This is a genomic window from Streptomyces sp. Ag109_O5-10, from assembly GCF_900105755.1.
Classification (GTDB): Bacteria; Actinomycetota; Actinomycetes; order Streptomycetales; family Streptomycetaceae; genus Streptomyces.
Genome location: NZ_FNTQ01000001.1, coordinates 4,885,021 through 4,907,140, shown reverse-complemented (window position 1 = coordinate 4,907,140; position 22,120 = coordinate 4,885,021). Strand labels below are relative to the sequence as shown.

The 22,120-nt window shown below is 70.1% G+C and carries 19 protein-coding genes and 1 tRNA gene; 11 read left to right on the top strand and 9 right to left on the bottom strand.

The annotated features are described in order from the left end of the window. The first annotated feature begins 107 nt into the window (after window positions 1-107). The 6 genes from BLW82_RS22465 to BLW82_RS22440 all read left to right on the top strand — a co-directional run bounded on the left by BLW82_RS22465 (window position 108) and on the right by BLW82_RS22440 (window position 8,697). Window positions 108-2,996 (top strand): PKD domain-containing protein, encoded by a 2,889-nt coding sequence (locus BLW82_RS22465; RefSeq protein ID WP_093501138.1) that lies wholly within the window; start codon window positions 108-110, stop codon window positions 2,994-2,996. 18 nt (window positions 2,997-3,014) lie between these two features. Beyond that, entirely contained in the window at window positions 3,015-3,203 is a 189-nt protein-coding gene (locus BLW82_RS22460) for a DivIVA domain-containing protein (RefSeq protein ID WP_093501136.1), read from the top strand. Window positions 3,204-3,239: 36 nt separating this feature from the next. Continuing rightward, window positions 3,240-3,527, top strand: a complete 288-nt coding sequence (locus BLW82_RS22455; protein ID WP_093501134.1) for a hypothetical protein — start codon at window positions 3,240-3,242, stop codon at window positions 3,525-3,527. A gap of 252 nt (window positions 3,528-3,779) precedes the next feature. After that, window positions 3,780-7,724 (top strand): ATP-dependent RNA helicase HrpA, encoded by a 3,945-nt coding sequence (hrpA, locus tag BLW82_RS22450; protein WP_093501133.1) that lies wholly within the window; start codon window positions 3,780-3,782, stop codon window positions 7,722-7,724. A gap of 94 nt (window positions 7,725-7,818) precedes the next feature. Next, window positions 7,819-7,893, top strand: a tRNA-Asp gene (locus tag BLW82_RS22445). Window positions 7,894-8,505: 612 nt separating this feature from the next. Further along, the gene (locus BLW82_RS22440; RefSeq protein ID WP_093501131.1) at window positions 8,506-8,697 is read left to right on the top strand and encodes a DUF6274 family protein; all 192 of its coding nucleotides are present in this window, start codon (window positions 8,506-8,508) and stop codon (window positions 8,695-8,697) included. A gap of 501 nt (window positions 8,698-9,198) precedes the next feature. Here BLW82_RS22440 and bldC read toward each other — a convergent pair. Next, a complete protein-coding gene (gene bldC / locus BLW82_RS22435; protein ID WP_003949541.1) occupies window positions 9,199-9,405 on the bottom strand; it encodes a developmental transcriptional regulator BldC in 207 nt (68 codons plus the stop codon). A gap of 673 nt (window positions 9,406-10,078) precedes the next feature. Further along, window positions 10,079-10,921: a DUF8083 family protein gene (locus BLW82_RS22430; protein ID WP_093501129.1), complete on the bottom strand. Its 843-nt coding sequence runs from the start codon at window positions 10,919-10,921 to the stop codon at window positions 10,079-10,081. Window positions 10,922-11,186: 265 nt separating this feature from the next. On the opposite strand from BLW82_RS22430, the gene BLW82_RS22425 reads away from it, so the two are divergent. Both BLW82_RS22425 and BLW82_RS22420 read left to right on the top strand, forming a co-directional pair. Beyond that, window positions 11,187-12,278, top strand: a complete 1,092-nt coding sequence (locus tag BLW82_RS22425; protein WP_093501127.1) for a Leu/Phe/Val dehydrogenase — start codon at window positions 11,187-11,189, stop codon at window positions 12,276-12,278. A gap of 300 nt (window positions 12,279-12,578) precedes the next feature. Continuing rightward, window positions 12,579-12,842 carry a DUF3073 domain-containing protein gene (locus BLW82_RS22420; protein ID WP_093501124.1) on the top strand — a complete coding sequence of 88 codons (264 nt, stop codon included), beginning with the start codon at window positions 12,579-12,581 and terminating at the stop codon, window positions 12,840-12,842. Window positions 12,843-12,964: 122 nt separating this feature from the next. Here the strand turns inward: BLW82_RS22420 and purM are convergent, their stop codons facing one another. The 4 genes from purM to BLW82_RS22400 all read right to left on the bottom strand — a co-directional run bounded on the left by purM (window position 12,965) and on the right by BLW82_RS22400 (window position 17,129). After that, window positions 12,965-14,035 (bottom strand): phosphoribosylformylglycinamidine cyclo-ligase, encoded by a 1,071-nt coding sequence (purM, locus tag BLW82_RS22415; protein WP_093501122.1) that lies wholly within the window; start codon window positions 14,033-14,035, stop codon window positions 12,965-12,967. A 34-nt stretch (window positions 14,036-14,069) separates the two neighbouring features. Next, window positions 14,070-15,599 (bottom strand): amidophosphoribosyltransferase, encoded by a 1,530-nt coding sequence (purF, locus tag BLW82_RS22410; protein WP_093501120.1) that lies wholly within the window; start codon window positions 15,597-15,599, stop codon window positions 14,070-14,072. A 231-nt stretch (window positions 15,600-15,830) separates the two neighbouring features. After that, window positions 15,831-16,160 (bottom strand): META domain-containing protein, encoded by a 330-nt coding sequence (locus BLW82_RS22405; protein WP_256215913.1) that lies wholly within the window; start codon window positions 16,158-16,160, stop codon window positions 15,831-15,833. Between the two features lie 171 nt (window positions 16,161-16,331). Next, the gene (locus BLW82_RS22400; RefSeq protein WP_093501118.1) at window positions 16,332-17,129 is read right to left on the bottom strand and encodes a maleylpyruvate isomerase family mycothiol-dependent enzyme; all 798 of its coding nucleotides are present in this window, start codon (window positions 17,127-17,129) and stop codon (window positions 16,332-16,334) included. 93 nt (window positions 17,130-17,222) lie between these two features. Between BLW82_RS22400 and BLW82_RS22395 the strand changes: the two genes are divergently transcribed. The 3 genes from BLW82_RS22395 (at window position 17,223) to BLW82_RS22385 (ending at window position 18,566) form a co-directional block, all read left to right on the top strand. Beyond that, window positions 17,223-17,426 (top strand): helix-turn-helix domain-containing protein, encoded by a 204-nt coding sequence (locus BLW82_RS22395; RefSeq protein ID WP_093501116.1) that lies wholly within the window; start codon window positions 17,223-17,225, stop codon window positions 17,424-17,426. A gap of 7 nt (window positions 17,427-17,433) precedes the next feature. After that, the gene (locus BLW82_RS22390; protein WP_093501114.1) at window positions 17,434-17,895 is read left to right on the top strand and encodes a Clp protease N-terminal domain-containing protein; all 462 of its coding nucleotides are present in this window, start codon (window positions 17,434-17,436) and stop codon (window positions 17,893-17,895) included. A gap of 86 nt (window positions 17,896-17,981) precedes the next feature. Then, a complete protein-coding gene (locus tag BLW82_RS22385) occupies window positions 17,982-18,566 on the top strand; it encodes a Uma2 family endonuclease (RefSeq protein ID WP_093501112.1) in 585 nt (194 codons plus the stop codon). Window positions 18,567-18,628: 62 nt separating this feature from the next. Here BLW82_RS22385 and purL read toward each other — a convergent pair whose 3' ends face one another. From purL to purS, 3 genes are read right to left on the bottom strand one after another with little or no spacing between them, the layout of a single operon-like run. Then, window positions 18,629-20,887, bottom strand: a complete 2,259-nt coding sequence (gene purL / locus BLW82_RS22380; protein ID WP_093501110.1) for a phosphoribosylformylglycinamidine synthase subunit PurL — start codon at window positions 20,885-20,887, stop codon at window positions 18,629-18,631. Continuing rightward, window positions 20,884-21,564 (bottom strand): phosphoribosylformylglycinamidine synthase subunit PurQ, encoded by a 681-nt coding sequence (purQ, locus tag BLW82_RS22375; protein WP_093501108.1) that lies wholly within the window; start codon window positions 21,562-21,564, stop codon window positions 20,884-20,886. Before purQ ends, purL begins: the two co-directional genes overlap by 4 nt. Further along, on the bottom strand, window positions 21,561-21,824 hold the full coding sequence (purS, locus tag BLW82_RS22370) for a phosphoribosylformylglycinamidine synthase subunit PurS (RefSeq protein WP_093501106.1): 264 nt from the start codon (window positions 21,822-21,824) through the stop codon (window positions 21,561-21,563). The genes purQ and purS overlap by 4 nt, the downstream gene beginning before the upstream one ends. Window positions 21,825-22,120: the final 296 nt, after the last annotated feature.

The window sequence follows — 22,120 nt, the reverse complement described above, 5'->3', positions numbered from 1 at the left end:
TCCTTTGAAGTCGGGCTGCGATCATGACGACTGCATGACAACGCTGAGCCGACCTGCCTCCTCCGGCGTTCTCGTGACCGCACCCGCGAACGCGCCGTGGAGACCCCATGCACAGATCCCGCCCAGCCGTCGGACTGTCCCTCGCCCTGGTCGTCGCGGTGGGCGTGATGGGCGGCGGGGGCGCCGGGCGGGCCGCGGCGGACCCCGGCCCGGGACCTGGCCGGACGCTGTACGTGGAGAACTACAGCGCGGTCTGCAGTGACAGCGGTACGGGGACGGAGAGCCGGCCCTTCTGCACCGTGCAGGCCGCCGCGGACGTGGTCGAGCCGGGGGACACCGTCCGGGTCCTGGGGTCCTCCCTCTCCGCGTACTCGCAGGCCGTGACCCTCACCCGGTCGGGGACCAGCGACGAGCCGATCACCATCAGCGGGGCGCCCCTCCCGTCGAGCCGTTCGCAGGCGGTCCTCGCCACGCCCGCCTCCGCACCGGCGCTGACGCTGAAGGGCGTGCACGACGTACGCGTCGAGTCGCTGGCCTTCAGCGACGAGCACCACGCGGACGTGGTGGCGGTGACCGGGTCCGACCATGTGACCCTCGACCGGCTGACGGTGGCCAACTCCGCCCCGACGGTCGCCGTCACCGGGACGGCGATCGGCGTGGACGGCACGTCCTCGGACGTGACCGTGGCACGGACCTCGATCTACGCCGGCACCGCGTACGGCGTGCGGGTCGAGCCGGGAGCAGCCCGGGTCACCGTGACGACCAACGTGATCCTCACGCAGCAGCGGGGCGGGATCGCGGTGTCGGGGGCGGCCGACACGGACGTGACCGGCAACACCGTCTTCGCGCCCTGCGCCACCGCGATCTCGCTGGACGGCGGGAGCTCCGGAGTGGTGGAGAACAACGTGACCGCCTTCCTCAGCAACGGCTCGCTGCAGACCGGCGCCTGCCAGACGCCGACCGCTCCGCTCTACGCGGTGTCGGCCGACTCCGCGAGCCGGGTCACCGCCGACTACAACGCGGTCACACACCAGCAGTCCTCCTCCGCTCCCGCCCGGACCGAGTACTCCTGGGCCGGCGCCTCGTACACCACCAGCGGGGCGTTCCGGGACGGGACCGGTCAGGGCGCGCACGACATCGACGGGATCACCGCGCCCCCGGCGACGCCGTCCGAGCACTCCCCCCTGATCGACTCGGCCGACGCCACCGCGCCCGGCGAACTCGGCACCGACCAGGAAGGGCACGCCCGGGTCGACGACCTGCTGGTCGCCGACACCGGCAACGGCACGGGCCACCCCGACCGGGGCGCCCTGGAGCGGCAGGACACCCTCACCATCTCCGCCGACGACGATCCGACGCCCCCGAAGGGGCTCGCGCCGCTCGGCATCTCCATGAAGACCGACGCCACCAGCGCATGGGGCGCGGCCCTCACCTACTCGGCCGACTTCGGCGACGGCAGCGCCCCGGCCACCGGCACGCCGGGCACCCCGGTCAGCCACACCTACACCGCGCCGGGGCGCTACACCACGCGCATCACGTTCACCGAACCCGACGGGACGAACGCCGAGAAGTCCTACGCCGGAGTGACGGCGGGCACGGCCACCCCGCCGGGCACCGCCCTGTCCGTCGCCGCGGACACCGCGGCCGGGCAGGTCAACGGCGGGTTCGCACGATTCACCGTGCCGGCGCCGGCCGACCCGTGGGAGGTCGGGTACCGCACCCTGAGTTTCGGCGACGGCACGCAGGACAACCTGCCCGCCGACGACCAGGGACCGACGCAGACCACGCACCAGTACCCGGCCCCCGGCACCTACACCGCCACCCTGACCCAGACCGACCTGCTCGGCCGGACCACCACCGCCAGGACGACCTTCCACGCCGCCGACGCCTTCGTCGCGATGACCTCGCAGTACGACACCGAGAAGACGATCGCCGCGCACGGCGTCCTGAAGCTCTCGGCCGCCACGCTGCGGGCCGACTCGAACGGCGCGGACGCGGTGCAGCTCCAGCTCGCCACCAGCAACGCGAAGGCGAGCGGCACGCTCACCCTCTACCCCCACGGCACCACCCGTCCGGGCACCGGCGACGCCACCTTCGAACCGGGCCGTACGACGACCACCGAGACCACGGTGAAGGTCACCCCGACCGGTTCGGTCGACCTCTACAACGGCAGCTCCGGCGCGGTGACGGTCAACATCGCCACGGTCGGTCTCCAGTCCCACGCCCAGTACGCCGACACCTACCACCCGGTCGCCCCGGTCCGCCTGCTCGACACCCGCACCGGCACCGGCGGCACGCGGAGCCCGGTCGCGGGCGGCCACTCGCTCACCCTGACCGCCGGCGGCACCCACGGCGTCCCGGCGAACGCGACCGCCCTGGTCCTCGACGTCACGGCGACCACCACCAAGGCGTCCGGCGACCTCACCGTCGCCACGCACAGCACCAACGACTCCGTCGTGAGCGGCCCCTACTGGACCACCGGCCAGACCGCCACCACCCAGGTCGTGATCCCCGTGTACGACGGCAAGGTCGTCCTGCGCAACGAAAGCAAGGCGTCGGCGAACCTCGTGGCGGACCTCGCCGGCTGGTACGGCACCACCGCGAACGGCTCGGAGTTCCTGCCCGTCACTCCGGCCCGCATCCTCAGCACCCGCACCGGGGCCGGCACCGGCAAGGTCGCCAGGCTCGCCGCCCACGGCACCCTCAAGCTCAAGGTCACCGGCGCCCACGGCGTCCCCGCGACCGGGGTCACCGCCGTCGACCTGAACCTCACGGTGCCGTCCCCGTCCGGCAGCGGCTACCTCGTCGCCTACCCCGACGGCACCTCACGCCCCGGCACCTACGCGCTGAGCTTCGCCAAGGGCCACACCACGACCGCCCGCGCCCTGGTCAGAACCGGCACCAACGGCGAGATCGACCTCTACAACGCCGGCAGCACCTCCGTGGACGTGTACGCAGACCTGGTGGGCGACTACGACGTCTTTCCGGCGGGCTGACCGGAGCGAGGAGACAAGATGGCACCCGAGTTCCACGGCTTCGAGATCGTCCGGCGCGGCTACGACCGCGCCCAGGTCGACGCCTACCTCGCACTCCTGGTCTCGGGTACGGCCCCGGACACGCCGCCCGCCTTCGACGTCGTGCGCCGCGGATACGACCGGGCACAGGTCGACGCCCGGCTGGCCGAGTGGAATGCGCCCCGCTAGGTTCTGGCGGGTCAACACGTCACCAGGGTGGGGAAGATGAGCCGGGATCAGGACATACAGCTGGAGAAGGTCCGTGCGCGCTACGGCCTCCTCGCCGTCGTCGTCAGCAACCTCGCGATCGCCGGGGTCGCGGTCTTCGGCGTCTGGCGGCTCGACGGCAACGAGTCCGTGATCATCGGCGTCCTCACCGCCGCCTTCACGGCGGTGAGCAGCATGACCACGGCGTACCTGGGCATCAAGGCCGTGTCGAACACGGCGAAGTCCATCGCCGCAGCCTCCGCCCCGGCCCCCACCCCTACGCCCCCTGCCCAGCGGACCCCCTGAGGGCTTTCACCCACCGGCGCCGACGGGTGCCGCCGCGCCCACCCGTGCCGCCCTCCTGCGGCACGCCTGCCCGCAGCCGAGTAGCGGTGAAGCGGCCCCATAAAGGGCGCGCGGAGGGCGCGGGGAACTGCGCGAGCAGCCCCTATCCATCCGCACCCGAACCACGAGGGCCGCCCCCCGTAGCCTCGGCCAAACCGCCGGAGGCAAAAGCGTTCGCCATGAATTTCCCCGAGGTGAGATCCTGGATCGCGTATGTCTACGCATCCCGCCCCCGCCCTCGGCCCCCTCGCCCCCCGCCTGACCGAGCTCTCACTGCGCGACGCGCACCGGCTCGGGCGCAGGCTGGAAGGTGCGCGCAAGATCCGTAAGCCGGAGGCCCGCGCCGCCGTCCTCGCCGAGATCGAGGCAGAGGTGGCCAGGGCCGAGGAACGGATGGCCGCCCGGCGCGCCGTCGCGCCCGCCGTCACGTACCCCGAGCAGCTGCCCGTCAGCCAGAAGAAGGACGAGATCGCGGAGGCGATACGCGACCACCAGGTCGTGATCGTCGCCGGTGAGACCGGCTCCGGGAAGACCACCCAGATCCCCAAGATCTGTATGGAGCTCGGGCGCGGCGTGCGCGGCATGATCGGGCACACCCAGCCCCGCCGGATCGCCGCCCGTACCGTCGCCGAGCGGGTGGCGGAGGAGCTGCGGACGCCGCTCGGGGAGGCCGTCGGCTGGAAGGTCCGCTTCACCGACCAGGTGAACCCCGACGCCACCTTCGTCAAGCTGATGACGGACGGCATCCTGCTCGCCGAGATCCAGACCGACCGCGAGCTGCGCGCCTACGACACGATCATCATCGACGAGGCCCACGAGCGGTCCCTCAACATCGACTTCCTGCTCGGCTACCTCGCCCAGCTGCTGCCGCGGCGGCCCGACCTCAAGGTCGTCATCACCTCCGCGACCATCGACCCCGAGCGGTTCTCCCGGCACTTCGGCGACGCCCCGATCATCGAGGTGAGCGGCCGGACGTACCCGGTCGAGGTGCGGTACCGGCCGCTCCTGGAGGAGGACGCGGAGGACGCCGACCGCGACCAGATCACCGCCATCTGCGACGCGGTGGAGGAGCTCCAGGGCGAGGGCCAGGGCGACATCCTCGTCTTCCTCTCGGGCGAGCGGGAGATCCGGGACACCGCCGACGCGCTCACCAGGAAGAACTACCGGTTCACCGAGGTCCTCCCGCTCTACGCGCGGCTCTCGCACGCCGAGCAGCACCGGGTCTTCCAGCCGCACACCGGTCGCCGGATCGTTCTGGCGACCAACGTCGCCGAGACCTCCCTCACCGTCCCGGGCATCAAGTACGTCATCGACCCCGGCTTCGCGCGGATCTCCCGCTACAGCCACCGCACCAAGGTGCAGCGGCTGCCCATCGAGGCGATCAGCCAGGCCAGCGCGAACCAGCGCAAGGGCCGCTGCGGCCGTACCTCCGACGGCATCTGCATCCGGCTGTACAGCGAGGACGACTTCGTCTCCCGGCCGGAGTTCACGGACGCGGAGATCCTCCGTACGAACCTGGCGAGCGTCATCCTGCAGATGACCGCGGCCGGCCTCGGCGACATCGAGAAGTTCCCCTTCATCGACCCGCCGGACCACCGCAACATCCGGGACGGCGTGCAGCTGCTCCAGGAGCTGGGCGCGATCGACCCGGCCGAGAAGGACCCGCGCAGACGGCTCACCGACACCGGCCGCAAGCTCGCCCAGCTGCCGGTCGACCCGCGGCTCGCCCGGATGGTCCTGGAGGCCGACAAGAACGGCTGTGTCCGCGAGGTCATGGTCATCGCCGCCGCGCTCTCCATCCAGGACCCCCGCGAACGCCCGGCCGAGAAGCAGACCCAGGCCGACCAGCAGCACGCCCGCTTCCGCGACGAGACCAGCGACTTCCTCGCCTTCCTCAACCTGTGGAAGTACGTGCGGGAACAGCAGCGCGAACGGGGCTCGTCGTCCTTCCGGCGGATGTGCAAGCAGGAGTACCTGAACTTCCTGCGCATCCGCGAGTGGCAGGACATCTACACGCAGCTGCGTACGGTCGCCAAGCAGATGGGCATCCACCTCAACGAGGAGGACGCCCCAGGCGACCGCGTGCACGTCTCCCTCCTGGCCGGTCTGCTGTCCCACATCGGCATGAAGGACGTGAAGGACGGCGCGAAGAACGAGTACCTGGGGGCGCGCAGCGCGAAGTTCGCGCTCTTCCCGGGCTCCGCGCTCTTCAAGAAGACCCCGCGGTTCGTGATGTCGGCCGAACTGGTGGAGACCTCGCGCCTCTGGGCCCGGGTCAACGCGAAGATCGAGCCGGAGTGGGTCGAGCCGCTCGCCGAGCACCTCCTCAAGCGGACGTACAGCGAGCCGCACTGGGAGAAGGACCAGGCGGCCGTGATGGCGTTCGAGAAGGTCACGCTGTACGGCGTACCGATCGTCGCGGACCGGAAGGTGAACTACGGCCGGATCGACCCGGAGACCAGCCGCGAGCTTTTCATTCGCAACGCGCTGGTCGAGGGCGACTGGCGGACCCACCACAAGTTCTTCGCCGACAACCGCAGGCTGCTGAGCGAGGTCGAGGAGCTGGAGCACCGCGCCCGGCGCCGGGACATCGTCGTCGACGACGACACCCTCTTCGACTTCTACGACCAGCGGGTGCCCGAGCACGTCGTCTCCGGCGCGCACTTCGACTCCTGGTGGAAGCGGAAGCGGCACGAGCAGCCGGAGTTCCTGGACTTCGAGCGGGAGATGCTGATCCGGGAGTCGGCGGAGGCGGTCACCAAGGCCGACTACCCGGACTCCTGGCGGCAGGGGCAGCTGAAGTTCCGGGTGACGTACCAGTTCGAGCCGGGCGCGGACGCCGACGGCGTGACCGTCCACATCCCGCTCCAGGTCCTCAACCAAGTCACGGACGAGGGCTTCGACTGGCAGATCCCGGGCCTGAGGGAAGAGGTGGTCACCGAGCTGATCCGGAGCCTCCCGAAGCCCATCCGCCGTAACTACGTGCCCGCGCCGAACTTCGCGAAGCGCTTCCTGGACACCGCGGTCCCGCTCCAGGAACCCCTCACCACGACCATGGCGCGTGAGCTGAAGCGGATGGTCGGCGTGCCCTTCGAGGCCGAGGACTTCGACTGGGCGAAGGTCCCGGACCACCTGAAGATCACCTTCCGGATCGTCGACGAACGGCGCCGGAAGCTGGCCGAGGACAAGGACCTGGAGGCGCTGAAGCTCCGGCTGAAGCCGAAGGCCCGCCAGGCCCTCTCCCAGGCCGCCGCGGCCACCGCCTCCCGTGAGGGCGGCGAGTCCCTGGAGCGCAAGGGCCTCACCGACTGGACGATCGGCACCCTGACGCGCGTCTTCGAGACCCGTCGGGCCGGCCAGCCGGTCAAGGCGTACCCCGCGCTCGTCGACGACGGCGACACGGTCTCGGTCCGCCTCTTCGACACCGAGGAGGAGCAGGCCGAGGCGATGTGGAAGGGCACGCGGCGGCTCATCCTCCGCAACATCCCGGTGAACCCGGCGAAGTTCGCGTCGGAGAAGCTGACGAACGCCCAGAAGCTCGCGCTGTCGGCGAACCCGCACGGCACGATACAGGCCCTGTTCGACGACTGCGCGATGGCGGCGGCGGACAAGCTGATCGCCGACTTCGGGGGGCCGGCGTGGGACGAGGAGTCGTACCGGAAGCTGTACGACAAGGTGCGCGCCGAGATCGTCGACACGACGGTCCGCACGGTCGGGCAGGTGCAGCAGGTGCTTGCCGCCTGGCAGGCCTGTGAGCGCCGTCTGAAGGCCGTCCGGAGCCCTGCGCTGCTCGCGAACCTGACGGATGTCCGCAAGCAACTGGACGCCCTCGTGAAGCCCGGCTTCGTGACGTGGGCCGGGATACGCCGGCTCCCCGACCTGATGCGCTACCTGGTCGCCGCCGACCGTCGCCTCCAGCAGATGCCGACGAACGTCCAGCGGGACACCACCCGCATGGAGAAGGTCCACGAGATGCAGGACGAGTACGCCTGGCTCCTGGAGCAGCTCCCGAAGGGCCGGCCGGTGCCGCAGCAGGTCCTGGACATCCGCTGGATGCTGGAGGAGCTGCGGGTCAGCTACTTCGCGCACGCACTGGGCACGGCGTATCCGGTCTCGGACAAGCGGATCGTGAAGGCGATCGACTCGGCGGCTCCGTAACCGACCGGGCACGCTGGGTGAGTTCGACCAGGGCCCGCCCCCTCCTGTACAGTCCTTCTCGCAGCACAGCGCAAGACAAAGTGCCGCGAAACCTGGTCCTGTGGAGCAGTTTGGAGTGCTCGCCACCCTGTCAAGGTGGAGGCCGCGGGTTCAAATCCCGTCAGGACCGCCCAACTGCCAAGGCCCGCATCCCGCAAGGGAAGCGGGCCTTTCGCATACCCGCAGCCGACGAGCCGGGCATCGCCCGCTCCCTCCCTCCCGCCGCCACCGCGGCCGCCCCGACGGCGCGGACCGGTGATGCCGGACCGGCCACAGCCGGCGCGCCGGGCACCGCCGAGAACCGCCGTCGCGGCCAAGCGCCGTCGCGGCGGAAAGACAGGCATCCACCGCACCCCCATTCCCACCGCAGCGGAAAGACGAGCACCGGCCCCTCCCCCCTCTCCGGCCACGGAAGAAAGAAAGGCACCGGTCGCGCCCCCTTCCGCCGCCACGGCGGGAGGTCAGGGTCGGTCGGGGAGGGGGCGCGGCGGCCGGGCCGGGCGGCGCAGGCGGCAGGGGAAGGGGAAGGTGAGGGCGGGGCAGCTGAGGGGGTGCCGCTGAAGTGAGCGGACAGGAAGGGGGCCGTATCGGAGATCGACGGTCTGAAAGTGGGCCGGATCGGTCGCATGTGGTCGGCTTGGAACGCGTGGGGGGAGCGGTCGGTGCCCTTGACGGCGTCACATTCGGTGGCTACCCAGGAGGGAGGGCTTGGTTGTTGTCGGCGCCCTTCTGGAGGTGGCGTATGGCGGCTTCGGTGCGGCACGAGACGCGGGCGTTGCTGAGGGCCCACCTGGCGGCCGCCTCGTCGTACCGGCATCTGACCCGCCACTGCGCGGTCTGCCACCAGCTGCTGCGGCTGGCCATGGACTCCGCCCCGCACGCCGCGGAGCCCCCCGAGGACGCCACGGAGGACCAGGCCCCCGTCAGCCCGTGACGGTGGGCCCAACCGCCGTTCCCCCAAGGGCCGGTGGGGCGCGAGGCTCCTCTAGCGCACCCGGGACAGTACAAACAACCCGTGCGGTATGTGACGGGTGTCACCGCATGAGTTTCCGAAACGGCGGTACTTACCCCCTTCCTACAACTGGTCAATTTAATATGTGCAATTGCACCACCCTGGGAGCCCCGTACCGGGCCGCGCCCCGAGCCCCCTCCGGTGCCCGCACAGTGGATCCGACAGCGATCCCCAGACTCAGACAAGGCTGCTCACAGAGGCGCCGGCCAGGGTCTCCGAAGACGCCATGGACGCACAAAAAAGATCGCGCTGGACCCGGCGGAGTCCAGCGCGATCTACGACGCACCCTGTGTCGCTTGCCTGAAAGTTCTTGTCGGCCTGGGCGTGGGCCCTGTTGGGGCAGGTCCCGCGTCGCTTGTAGCTAGGGTTCGGGGCACCTCGGCCAGTTGGGGGACCGGTCGGTTTGCCCGCTATTCAGTTGGATCAGGCTTCACTGCGCTGCTGCGGGATGCCCGCCAGCAGGGCGCGCACCTCAGCCTCGCGGTAGCGGCGGTGTCCGCCGAGCGTGCGGATCGACGTGAGCTTGCCGGCCTTCGCCCACCGCGTGACCGTCTTGGGGTCGACGCGGAACATCGTGGCGACCTCGGCGGGGGTCAGCAGCGGCTCGGCATCAGGGGTGCGAGCGGTCATGAGCGGCCTCCTCGGGAGAACCGAACCTTCTCGGTTCTTTCCTCTAAATTCTGCACCTTGACCCGCGTTGCCCGAAATGGCGGACGCGAGTCGAGTCGGTTATAGGACGAACGGCTTGTCCTCGGCACTACAACTACACCATCTGTCCAGCCGCGTCGGCCAAACCGATGGAATTGCCCTCCCAGGTAGGCATCAGCCGCGGAAGCCGATGGACCATGCCATAGCGGACAGTCACGCCACTGTGACGATCAGTCACAGGACGATCAGGAGGCATCAGCCCCCCCAAAACACGTAATGCTGAGAATCCGCCCACAGTGCACCACACTTGGACGGATGGAGACCTCCCCGGACTCCTTGTCCTATTTTGGCACGAGGAGTGGCAAGAGGCGCAAGAGCCGTGTACGTGCTATCCGTCACCCTTGACGCAAAAGCCCGGATCAGGATCCAACGTCCAGTGCGTTCACTGAAGTGCCGTCAACGTACGTTGTTTCATGGCTTCTGGGCCGTGACGTGCATCACTCACCACACACACGTCACGCAGGTGTCATCCGGTGGTAAACCGCATCGGACGCCCCGTCACTCAGTGCGGATCACCGGCTGTCCGCGCTCAGACCGACTTCCGGACCGGCTCCCGACCGGCTCCGGCCGGCTCGCAGAACGTGGCGCGGACCGGTCAGTTCGCCGAACGGCGGTCCCGTACCGTGCGCCACCGCTCCACCAGCCGCCCGTACGCCTCCCCGGCCGCCGCCCCGTCGCCCTGGCGCAGCGCCTCGATGCCGGCCGCCACGTCGGCCGCCGAGTGGTCGTCCTCCAGGTCCCCGGCAGGCAGGGTGTGCACCAGGCCGCCGTAGTCCAGTTCGACCACCGAGCGTGGATGGAACTCCTCCAGCCAGCGGCCGACGTCCACCAGGCCGTCGATCAGCGGCCCTTCCTCCACGGTGTCCTTGAGCGTGCGCAGCGCCCGGGCCACCCGGCGCCGGGCCTGCACCATGGGCGTGCGGTAGCGCAGCATCGGCGGGATCTCGGCGGTGCCCTTCCCGTACCGGCGCTCCTCGTCGGAGACCAGCACGAACCAGTTCAGCGGCACCTGCCAGGTCGCGGTGCGGATCCACGGCCGGGAGTCGGGATTGCGGGCCAGCCAGCGCTCGTAGTCCATCGCGGCCTGCCGGCGCACGACCGGCGGCAGCATCGCGTCCAGGACCGGCTTCGGCAGCTCGTCGGGGAGCTCCTCCAGAGCCCGCCAGCCGCGCAGCCGGGTCCGCCACGGGCAGACGCAGACGACGCCGTCGACCTCCAGGACGAACGCGTCGCCGCTCTCCTGGACCGGCACCGCGATCGGCGGGGTGGGCAGCAAGTCGGCCAGGGAGCGTCGGAGTTCGTCCTGGTAGGAGGGGCGTTCCGGACGGCGGGCGTAGCGCGTCCAGTGGTCGCGCTCCCGGTCCGGGAAGGCTGCCAGCGGCTCGTACACACGCAGGTACGTCGCGTAGGGGACGACCACCGAGGACACCTTGGGCACGCCTGCTCCCTCCCCATCGGACCGGTCTCGAAACCAGCGGAACCCACGGCGGAGCCATGACGGAGCCGGCCGGGGCCGGCCGCGGAAACCACAGCAAATCGTCCCACGCTCATACGTGCACACACGGCACGGGAGAGTGATCCTGAACACTGCGCGGATGGTGTACGGGCAATGGCTCTACGCTCATGCCAGGCCCCCGCCACCCTTACGGGAGCCCCCCGCTTCCACCCGCGCGACACACGCGACACAACCGGGAGTCACCACAGTGACCGACGTTTCCACCGGCGTCCTGCACACCCTGTTCCACTCGGACCAGGGCGGTCACGAGCAGGTCGTGCTCTGCCAGGACCGCAAGAGCGGCCTCAAGGCCGTCATCGCCATCCACTCCACCGCACTGGGCCCCGCTCTCGGCGGCACCCGCTTCTACCCGTACGCCAACGAGGAGGAGGCCGTCGCCGACGCCCTCAACCTCGCGCGCGGGATGTCGTACAAGAACGCCATGGCCGGGCTCGACCACGGCGGCGGCAAGGCCGTGATCATCGGAGACCCGGACCGCGACAAGACCGAGGAGCTGCTGCTCGCCTACGGGCGGTTCGTGGCCTCGCTCGGCGGCCGGTACGTCACCGCCTGCGACGTCGGCACGTACGTCGCCGACATGGACGTCGTGGCCCGCGAGTGCCGCTGGACCACCGGGCGCTCCCCCGAGAACGGCGGCGCCGGCGACTCCTCCGTGCTCACCGCCTACGGCGTCTACCAGGGCATGCGGGCCAGCGCCCAGCACCTGTGGGGCGACCCCTCGCTGCGCGGCCGCACCGTCGGCATCGCCGGCGTCGGCAAGGTCGGCCACCACCTGGTGGAGCACCTGCTGGAGGAGGGCGCGCGGGTGGTCGTCACGGACGTGCGCCGGGAGGCCGTCGGCCGGATCTCCGACCGCCACCCGCAGGTGCAGGTGGCCGTCGACACCGACGCCCTGATCCGCGTCGAGGGCCTCGACATCTACGCCCCCTGCGCGCTCGGCGGCGCCCTGAACGACGCGTCCGTGCCGGTGCTGACCGCCAAGGTGGTGTGCGGCGCGGCCAACAACCAGCTCGCCCACCCGGGCGTCGAGAAGGACCTCGCCGACCGCGGGATCCTCTACGCGCCGGACTACGTGGTGAACGCCGGCGGGGTCATCCAGGTCGCCGACGAGCTGCACGGGTTCGACTTCGACCGGTGCAAGGCGAAGGCGGCGAAGATCTTCGACACCACGCTCGCCATCTTCGCACGCGCGAAGGACGACGGGATTCCGCCGGCCGCCGCGGCCGACCGGATCGCCGAACAGCGGATGCACGAAGCGGTAACGGCGGGCGGTCACTGACCGAACACCGGGTTTCCGGACGGATTTCCGGTACCCGTCGGCGGGCACTTGGAGAGAACTCTCACGTTCGTCGGCGGGTCGTCCGCCAGGAAGTGGTTAAAATCGTGGTTGACCAGCGGGGACGGGGCGCCTCGCGGGTCGTGCAGCCAGGCGCGTGGTGCGGGCGACGTACCGTATGGGCGCGGGCTCAGGTACCGTGGAAGCCCTACGGACCGGTCTCTCCGAGGAGAGCCCGTTCCGGACCATGAACGCGTGTCAGACTCTGGGGCCGTCGAGCCCCGTCACCGAGGGGGTCGAGCCATGGGGCGCGGCCGGGCCAAGGCCAAGCAGACGAAGGTCGCCCGCCAGCTGAAGTACAACAGCGGTGGGACTGACCTGTCACGTCTGGCCAGCGAGCTGGGCGCATCGACTTCGAACCAGCCGCCGAATGGCGAGCCGTTCGAGGACGACGACGAGGATGACGACCCGTACGCCCAGTACGCGGATCTCTACAACGACGACGATGAGGACGAGGACGAGGACGACCAGTCCGGTCCGCACTCCCAGCATCGTCGCGGTGCTTGACGCCGGCGGCTGCTGAGCCGCTTCACTTGCCCGGTCCGGGGTTCCATGCCGGACCGGGTTTTGTGCTGGCCTCTCGGGCTCCGCCCCGGATCCCGCTCATGGGACGCCGGAGGGAGCCGGGCTTATGCGTAGTCGCCCACCAGTTCCGCGCCCGTGGTGTGTTCACCGCGGTCGGTGATCTCGCCGGCCACCCAGGCGTCGACCCCACGGTCGGCCAGGGCGGTCAGTGCCACGTCGACCGATTCCTGCGGAACGATCGCCATCATGCCGACGCCCATGTTGAGCGTCTTCTCCAGTTCGAGCCGCTCGACGCTGCCGGTGCGGCCGACCAGGTCGAAGATCGGACCGGGGGTCCAGGTGGCGCGGTCGACGATCGCGTGCAGGTGGTCCGGGATCACCCGGGCCAGGTTCGCGGCGAGTCCGCCGCCCGTGATGTGGCTGAAGGCGTGAACCTCCGCCGTGCGCATCAGGGCGAGGCAGTCCAGCGAGTAGATCTTGGTCGGCTCCAGGAGTTCCTCGCCGAGGGTGCGGCCGAGGTCCTCGATGTGCGTGTCGAGCGCGAGGCCCGCCTGGTTCAGCAGCACGTGCCGGACCAGGGAGTACCCGTTCGAGTGAAGCCCGGAGGACGCCATGGCGATCACCGCGTCACCCGTACGGATACGATCCGCACCGAGCAGCCGGTCGGCCTCCACCACGCCCGTACCGGCTCCGGCCACGTCGAAGTCGTCCGCGCCGAGGAGGCCCGGGTGCTCGGCCGTCTCGCCGCCCACGAGGGCGCAGCCGGCCAGCACACAGCCCTCGGCGATGCCCTTGACGATGGCGGCGACCCGCTCCGGGTGCACCTTGCCGACGCAGATGTAGTCGGTCATGAACAGCGGCTCGGCGCCGCACACCACGATGTCGTCCATGACCATGGCGACCAGGTCGTGACCGATGGTGTCGTACACGCCGAGCCGGCGCGCGATGTCGACCTTGGTGCCCACGCCGTCCGTCGCGGAGGCCAGCAGCGGGCGCTCGTAGTTCTTCAGTGCCGAGGCGTCGAAGAGGCCGGCGAAGCCGCCGAGGCCGCCGAGGACCTCGGGGCGCTGCGTCTTCTTCACCCACTCCTTCATCAGCTCGACGGCGCGGTCGCCCGCCTCGATGTCGACACCGGCAGCCGCGTAGGAAGCACCGGGAACAGAGTTCTCAGACATTGCCTGGGATCTTTCGGGTTGGTTTCTACGAGGCTTACGGGCGACGGATCGCGTCGGCCGCGGCCGTGGCTGCCGGACCGGCCGCCAGCTCGGTCTCCAGGAGCTGCTTGCCGAGCAGCTCGGGGTCCGGGAGCTCCATCGGGTACTCGCCGTCGAAGCAGGCGCGGCACAGGTTCGGCTTGGCGATGGTGGTCGCCTCGATCATGCCGTCGATGGAGATGTACGCGAGGGAGTCGGCGCCGAGCGAGGTGCCGATCTCCTCGATCGTCATGCCGTTGGCGATGAGCTCGGCGCGGGTCGCGAAGTCGATGCCGAAGAAGCACGGCCACTTGACCGGCGGCGAGGAGATCCGGATGTGGACCTCGGCCGCGCCCGCCTCCCGCAGCATCCGCACCAGGGCCCGCTGGGTGTTGCCGCGGACGATCGAGTCGTCGACGACGACCAGCCGCTTGCCCTTGATGACTTCCTTGAGCGGGTTCAGCTTGAGGCGGATGCCGAGCTGCCGGATGGTCTGCGAGGGCTGGATGAAGGTCCGGCCGACGTAGGCGTTCTTGACCAGACCGTTGCCGAAGGGGATGCCGGAGGCCTCGGCGTAGCCGATGGCGGCCGGGGTGCCGGATTCCGGGGTCGCTATCACCATGTCGGCGTCGACCGGGGCTTCCGCGGCGAGCTTCCGGCCCATCTCCACGCGGGACAGGTACACGTTCCGCCCGGCGATGTCGGTGTCGGGGCGGGCCAGGTACACGTACTCGAAGACACAGCCCTTGGGCTTCGCTTCCGCGAATCGCGAGGTGCGCAGGCCGTTCTCGTCGATGGCGACGAACTCGCCCGGCTCGATCTCGCGGACGTAGCTGGCGCCGCAGATGTCGAGCGCGGCGGACTCCGAGGCGACGACCCAGCCGCGCTCCAGGCGGCCGAGGACCAGCGGGCGGATGCCCTGCGGGTCGCGGGCGGCGTAGAGGGTGTGCTCGTCCATGAAGACGAGCGAGAAGGCGCCCCGGACCTTCGGCAGGACCGCGTGCGCGGCCTCCTCGATGGTCAGCGGCTTGCCGTCGTCGTCGGTCTGGGCCGCGAGGAGGGCGGTGAGCAGGTCGGTGTCGTTGGTGGCCGCGACCCGGGTGGACCGGCCGTTGTGGTCCTTGGGGAGTTCGGCGACCATCTCGGCGAGCTGCGCCGTGTTGACCAGGTTGCCGTTGTGGCCGAGCGCGATCGAGCCGTGCGCGGTGGCGCGGAACGTCGGCTGGGCGTTCTCCCACACGGAGGCACCGGTGGTCGAGTAGCGGGCGTGACCGACCGCGATGTGACCCTGGAGCGAACCGAGCGAGGTCTCGTCGAAGACCTGGGAGACGAGGCCCATGTCCTTGAAGACGAGGATCTGGGAGCCGTTGCTGACCGCGATACCCGCGGACTCCTGGCCCCGATGCTGGAGGGCGTACAGCCCGAAGTACGTGAGCTTGGCGACCTCTTCACCGGGAGCCCAGACACCGAAGACGCCGCAAGCGTCCTGGGGGCCCTTCTCGCCGGGGAGCAGATCGTGATTGAGGAGACCGTCACCACGTGGCACGGCACCGAGTGTAGGCGAGATCGACCACTGGTCCGAATTGGGGATACCCGGCCTTAATGGATCTACGACCGCGGACGCGGTTGTGGCTTTCTCCATTTTCGCAGGTCAGCACGGTGGGAGCTTTCTCCAGGTGGCGCCGGTTGGGGCGGAGCGGTGCCCGCGCAACCCCCTCACACCGTATCTCTGAGTGAGGTGTCGCACATCATTCGGGGGCCGCGCGGCCGCCGGGTGTCACGCCTTGGACAGCTGGACGCGGTCGCCGCCGCTCGCGGTGAGGGTGAGTTTCCCGGCCTCGCCCGTCATGGTCAGCGGCCCGGAGGTGAGCGTGCGGGAGAGGGCGCGCTCGAAGGTCATCCGCGCGTTGTCGCAGGCCATTCGCGTGGTGCGGACGTGGCTCAGCCGGAACTGGTCGCCGGTGATCTGCGCCGTGCCGCTGAACCGGTTGCACCCGAAGCTGCCGGCCGCCCGGTCGTCCTCGATCCTCACGTGGGCGTGCGCCGGCGCGCGCTGGGTGGTGCCGCCGACGGTCACGCTGTCCACGGTCCAGTCGATCCCGGTCACGGCCGGCACAGTCCCCACGGTGGTCCCGCCTCTCCCATCGCCACAGGCCACCGCGAGCAGAGCGAGCAGGGCGGCGGCCACTGCCCTCGCCAGGGTCATACGGCGCATGCGCTGTTTCAACCCGTACCCGTACATACCGTTTCGACGGCGCGCCCCGGGTGATCGGTTCCCTCACCCCATGACGGGCAGGTACGCCCCGAGATCCGCCCGCTCCCCGCTGGCGCTGACCCTGGCGTCCGCCAGGGCCTCCGTCCACCCCAGCCGTCCGGTGGCCAGCCGGATCCAGGTCAGCGGGTCGGTCTCGACGACGTTCGGCGGGGTCCCCCTGGTGTGCCGGGGCCCCTCGACGCACTGCACCACGGCGTACGGCGGCACCCGCACCTCGGTCGACCCGCCGGGCACCTTGACCGCGAGCGCGTCGGCGAGCAGCCGGGTGCAGGCGGCCAGGGCCTGCCGGTCGTAGGGGATGTCGAGTCCCGGGACCGCCGAGCCGAGGTCGTCGGAGTGGACGACCAGCTCCACGGCCCGGGTGACGAGGTAGTCGTCGAGGGAGAGCGCACCGGCGCTGGTGGCGATCAGCCGGGTGCCGGGGTGTGCGTCGAGCAGGGCGCGGAAGCCGTCGTCGATGTCGGCGAGGTAGGCGTCGAGGTCGGGATGTCCGGCGGCGAGGCGCCGGGTGAAGTCGTCGATCGCGGCGGCGTTGCCGGAGGTCCCGAACGGCCAGTCGAGCAGTACCGCGTCGGCCTTCGCCGGCTCGGGCTGGTCCAGGGCCCGGTGGACGGCGGTGAGCGCCATGCCGATGTGGGCGACGAGGTCCCGTACGGTCCACCCCTCCAGCCGGGTGGGGAGCGCGAGTTGGTCGGGGGCGAGGGTGCGGACGGCGTCCCGCACGTTCGAGAGCTGGGCGAGAACCGCCGCGCGGGTCTTGGCGGGGTCGTACGTCCTGGGGCGCTTCTTGGCGGGAGGCATGGCGGTGAGCGTATTGCCTCGGTCCGACAGACGAGCTCGGGAAGTGTCAGTCTGGGTTGACAGTGTCCCGGTCGTCAATCCAGACTGACAGACATGGAGACACAAGAGCTCTCGGAACGCCTCAGGTCGCACGACCCCGCGGTGGGACTGCGGGCCGTGGGAGCCCTGCACCGGCTGGCCGAACAGGTCGAGGCGGCGGCGGTCGTGCGCGCCCGCGAACAGGGCTGGTCCTGGGAGCAGATCGGGGACGCCCTCGGGGTGTCCCGGCAGTCCGTCCACGCCAAGTACGGGAAGTGAGGCGACCATGTTCGAACAGTTCGCGGCGGAGGCCCGGGCGACCGTCACGTCGGCGGTCGAGGAGACCACGCTGCGCGGCGACCGCCGCATCGGCACCGAGCACCTCCTGCTGGGGGTGCTCCACGACCCCGGCGCGGCCCGCGCCCTCGGCACCGACCTGGAGACCGCCCGCGCCGCCCTCGACACCCTCGACCGCTCGGCGCTGGCCGTGGTCGGCATCGACGTCCAGGGCATCGAGCGATCGCCGATCCCGGCGTCCCGCAAACGAACCCCCTTCACCTCGGGCGCCCGCGCCGTCCTCCCCCGCGCCCTCGCCGAGACGAAGCGGGCCCACAGCCGCCGCATCACCCTGGAACACCTGCTACTGGCACTGCTCGACTGCGAACACCCGGACCCGGTGGCGGCACTCCTCACCGAACTCGACATCGACCGCACCACGGTCCGGGCCCGCCTGAGGCAGCCGGGGTGATCACCCGTGCGTGTGATCAGCGGCCGAACCCGCCCCGCACCGCCACGGCCTGGCGACACTGGTCTTCGCCTGGAAGGGGGTGCAACATGACGGTTATGGCCGAGCGCACGTCTCAGATGTCGGTGGAAGAGTTCGAAACGATCGCCTCCGCTGCTCCCGAGACCGTCACGTTGGAGTTCATCGACGGACGGATCGGAGTCAAGAAGGTGACGGACGGGGACCACAGCACCATCGTGTCCTGGCTCGCCCGGCGCTGTATGCAGAGCAGGCCCGACCTGGACCTGTACCAGGGCCAAGGGCTCCGGGTCGATGCGTACCGGGAAGGCAGAGCGAAGCCGGACGCAGTACTCGCGCCGGAGGCCCACTTCGCAGGACACGGCGAGTGGGCCGACCCGGACGGCGCGCTCATGGTCGTCGAGATCACCTCGTACGACTCGGACACCGACCGGCGGGACCGGCACGAGAAGCCGACCGCGTACGGCCAGGCCGGGATCCCCCTGTACCTCCTGATCGACCGGGACTCCTGCACGGTCACGGTGCACAGCGGCCCGGACCGGCAGGTCGGCGGGTACCGCACCGTCCAGACCTCGAAGTTCGGCGAGAAGGTGATCCTCCCCGAACCGATGGGCATCGAACTCGACACGGAGATTCTCAAGAACTACGTCCGATGAGTGCGACGAAGGCCCCGCCCGGCGGCATGACCCGGGCGGGGCCTTCGGCGTGCTGCGGCGGGTTACGCCAGGAGGGCCTCGATCGTGCCCTCGTGGGCCTCGCGGAGTTCGGCCAGGGAGAGTGCGAACTCGCCCTGGATCTCCACCGAGTCGCCGTCCACGACACCGATGCGGGTGACCGGGAGGCCGCGGGCGCCGCACATGTCGTTGAAGCGGACCTCCTCGGAGCGCGGGACGGCCACGAGCGCGCGGCCGGCCGACTCGGAGAGGAGGAAGGTGAAGGCGTCGAGGCCGTCCGGGACGACGAGGCGCGCGCCCTTGCCGCCGAGGAGCGCGGACTCCACGACCGCCTGGATCAGGCCGCCGTCGGACAGGTCGTGCGCGGAGTCGATCATGCCGTCGCGGGAGGCGGAGATCAGGATCTCGGCGAGGAGCCGCTCACGCTCCAGGTCCACCTTCGGCGGCAGACCGCCCAGGTGGTCGTGGACGACCTGGGACCAGGCCGAGCCGCCGAACTCCGCACGCGTGTCGCCGAGGAGGTAGAGCAGCTGGCCCTCCTCCTGGAAGGCGACCGGCGTGCGCCGGGCCACGTCGTCGATCACGCCGAGGACGGCGACCACCGGGGTCGGGTGGATGGCCGCCTCGCCCGTCTGGTTGTAGAGCGAGACGTTGCCGCCGGTCACCGGGGTGCCGAGCTGCTGGCAGCCGTCGGCGAGACCGCGGATGGCCTCCGCGAACTGCCACATCACCGCCGGGTCCTCGGGCGAGCCGAAGTTCAGGCAGTCCGAGACCGCGAGGGGCTTGGCGCCGGTCGTGGCCACGTTGCGGTAGGCCTCGGCCAGCGCCAGCTGGGCGCCCGTGTACGGGTCGAGCTTGGCGTAGCGGCCGTTGCCGTCGGTGGCGATGGCGACGCCGAGGCCGGTGGCCTCGTCGATGCGGATCATGCCCGAGTCCTCGGGCTGGGCCAGCACCGTGTTGCCCTGCACGAAGTGGTCGTACTGCGAGGTGATCCACTTCTTGGAGGCCTGGTTGGGGGAGCCCACCAGCTGAAGGACCTGCGCGCGGAGTTCCGCGCTGTCGGCCGGGCGCGGCAGCTTGTTCGCGTCGTCCGCCTGGAGGGCGTCCTGCCAGGACGGGCGGGCGTAGGGGCGCTCGTAGACCGGGCCGTCGTGGGCGACCGTGCGCGGGTCGACGTCGACGATCTTCTCGCCGTGCCAGAAGATCTCCAGACGGTCGCCGTCGGTCACCTCGCCGATGACCGTGGCGATGACGTCCCACTTCTCGCAGATCTCCAGGAAGCGGGCGACCTTGGCCGGCTCGACCACCGCGCACATGCGTTCCTGCGACTCGCTCATGAGGATTTCCTCGGGCGAGAGGGTCGAGTCGCGCAGCGGGACGTCGTCCAGGGTGACGGTCATGCCGCCGGAGCCGTTCGAGGCCAGCTCGGAGGTGGCGCAGGACAGACCGGCCGCGCCGAGGTCCTGGATGCCGACGACCAGCTTCTCGGCGAAGGCCTCCAGGGTGCACTCGATGAGGAGCTTCTCCTGGAAGGGGTCGCCGACCTGGACGGCGGGGCGCTTGGAGGGCTTGGCGTCGTCGAAGGTCTCCGAGGCCAGGATCGAGGCGCCGCCGATGCCGTCGCCGCCGGTCCGGGCGCCGTACAGGATGACCTGGTTGCCGGCGCCGGAGGCCTTGGCGAGGTGGATGTCCTCGTGCCGCATGACGCCGATGGCACCGGCGTTGACCAGCGGGTTGCCCTGGTAGCAGGCGTCGAAGACGACCTCGCCGCCGATGTTCGGCAGGCCCAGGCAGTTGCCGTAGCCGCCGATGCCGGCGACGACGCCGGGCAGGACGCGCTTGGTGTCGGGGTGGTCGGCGGCGCCGAAGCGCAGCGGGTCGACCACGGCCACCGGGCGCGCGCCCATCGCGATGATGTCGCGGACGATGCCGCCCACGCCCGTGGCGGCGCCCTGGTAGGGCTCGACGTAGGAGGGGTGGTTGTGCGACTCGACCTTGAAGGTCACGGCGTAACCCTGGCCGACGTCCACCACGCCCGCGTTCTCGCCGATACCGACGAGCAGGGCGTCCGTCTGGGGCGCCTTCTCGCCGAACTGGCGGAGGTGGACCTTGGAGGACTTGTACGAGCAGTGCTCGGACCACATGACCGAGTACATGGCGAGTTCGGCGCCGGTCGGGCGGCGGCCGAGGATCTCCACCACCCGCTCGTACTCGTCCTTCTTCAGGCCGAGTTCGGCCCAGGGCAGCTCGACGTCGGGGGTCGCGGCCGCGTGCTCGACCGTGTCCAGAGGCGTCCGGCTCATGCGTTGACCAGCTTCTTGAGGATCGAGGTGAAGAAGGGGAGGCCGTCCGTGCGGCCGGTGCCGATCAGCGGCTCGACGGCGTGCTCGGGGTGCGGCATGAGGCCGACGACGTTCCCGGCCTCGTTGGTGATGCCGGCGATGTCGCGGAGGCTGCCGTTCGGGTTGAAGTCCACGTACCGGAAGGCGACCCGGCCCTCGGCCTCCAGCTTGTCGAGCGTGTACTCGTCGGCGACGTACCGGCCGTCCATGTTCTTCAGCGGGATATGGATCTCCTGGCCCGCGCTGTAGTCCGTCGTCCAGGCGCTGGAGGTGTTCTCCACGCGCAGCTTCTGGTCGCGGCAGATGAAGTGCAGGTGGTTGTTGCCGAGCATCGCGCCGGGGAGCAGGTGGGCCTCGGTGAGGACCTGGAAGCCGTTGCAGATACCGAGGACCGGCAGGCCGGCCTTCGCCTGCTCGATGACGGTCTCCATCACCGGCGAGAAGCGCGAGATGGCGCCGGCCCGCAGATAGTCGCCGTAGGAGAAACCACCGGGCAGGACCACCGCGTCGACCTGGTGGAGGTCCTTGTCCTTGTGCCAGAGGGCGACCGGTTCCGCGCCCGCGAGCCGGATCGCGCGCTGGGTGTCACGGTCGTCCAGGCTTCCGGGGAAAGTGACGACGCCAATACGAGCGGTCACTTCGCCGCCTCCGCGACTTCGTCGACGCGAACCGTGAAGTCCTCGATCACCGTGTTGGCGAGGAAGGATTCCGCAAGATCGTGGATGCGGGCGAGCGCGGCCTCGTCGACCGGCCCGTCAACTTCCAGTTCGAATCGCTTTCCCTGACGTACATCGGAGATGCCCTCGAAACCCAGGCGCGGCAGCGCACGCTGGACCGCCTGGCCCTGGGGGTCGAGGATCTCCGGCTTGAGCATGACGTCGACTACGACGCGTGCCACTGGCACTCCCGGTGTTGTGGTGCTGACTGCTGAGCAGATACCCGTGATACCCGTCGGTGGTCTCCGACCGGTGTCTTCAGACTACCCGCACAAAATTTCTACGCGAGTAGAGTTGTAGGAAACTACGTGAGCCGCATCACGATCGGGTGACATCGGCCGATCCTCACGAAAAGTTCTGGGAAAGTTCCCCGGGTTCGTCCACGACATCTATTGCGCTGGGGACACGCGGACAGATTTAGTCGGGCTTCACTTTGTATTGCCAGGCACTGTACAAATGAATTGGCAATAGCCGATAC

Bases quoted from the DNA above. Each gene is read 5' to 3' on its own strand.
- BLW82_RS22465 (WP_093501138.1), top strand. From the start codon at position 108: ATGCACAGATCCCGCCCAGCCGTCGGACTGTCCCTCGCCCTGGTCGTC.
- BLW82_RS22385 (WP_093501112.1), top strand. From the start codon at position 17,982: ATGACGGTTATGGCCGAGCGCACGTCTCAGATGTCGGTGGAAGAGTTC.
- purL (WP_093501110.1), bottom strand. From the start codon at position 20,887: ATGAGCCGGACGCCTCTGGACACGGTCGAGCACGCGGCCGCGACCCCC.
- BLW82_RS22460 (WP_093501136.1), top strand. From the start codon at position 3,015: ATGGCACCCGAGTTCCACGGCTTCGAGATCGTCCGGCGCGGCTACGAC.
- BLW82_RS22400 (WP_093501118.1), bottom strand. From the start codon at position 17,129: ATGCCTCCCGCCAAGAAGCGCCCCAGGACGTACGACCCCGCCAAGACC.
- BLW82_RS22455 (WP_093501134.1), top strand. From the start codon at position 3,240: ATGAGCCGGGATCAGGACATACAGCTGGAGAAGGTCCGTGCGCGCTAC.
- BLW82_RS22420 (WP_093501124.1), top strand. From the start codon at position 12,579: ATGGGGCGCGGCCGGGCCAAGGCCAAGCAGACGAAGGTCGCCCGCCAG.
- hrpA (WP_093501133.1), top strand. From the start codon at position 3,780: ATGTCTACGCATCCCGCCCCCGCCCTCGGCCCCCTCGCCCCCCGCCTG.
- purM (WP_093501122.1), bottom strand. From the start codon at position 14,035: ATGTCTGAGAACTCTGTTCCCGGTGCTTCCTACGCGGCTGCCGGTGTC.
- BLW82_RS22390 (WP_093501114.1), top strand. From the start codon at position 17,434: ATGTTCGAACAGTTCGCGGCGGAGGCCCGGGCGACCGTCACGTCGGCG.
- bldC (WP_003949541.1), bottom strand. From the start codon at position 9,405: ATGACCGCTCGCACCCCTGATGCCGAGCCGCTGCTGACCCCCGCCGAG.
- BLW82_RS22440 (WP_093501131.1), top strand. From the start codon at position 8,506: ATGGCGGCTTCGGTGCGGCACGAGACGCGGGCGTTGCTGAGGGCCCAC.
- BLW82_RS22395 (WP_093501116.1), top strand. From the start codon at position 17,223: ATGGAGACACAAGAGCTCTCGGAACGCCTCAGGTCGCACGACCCCGCG.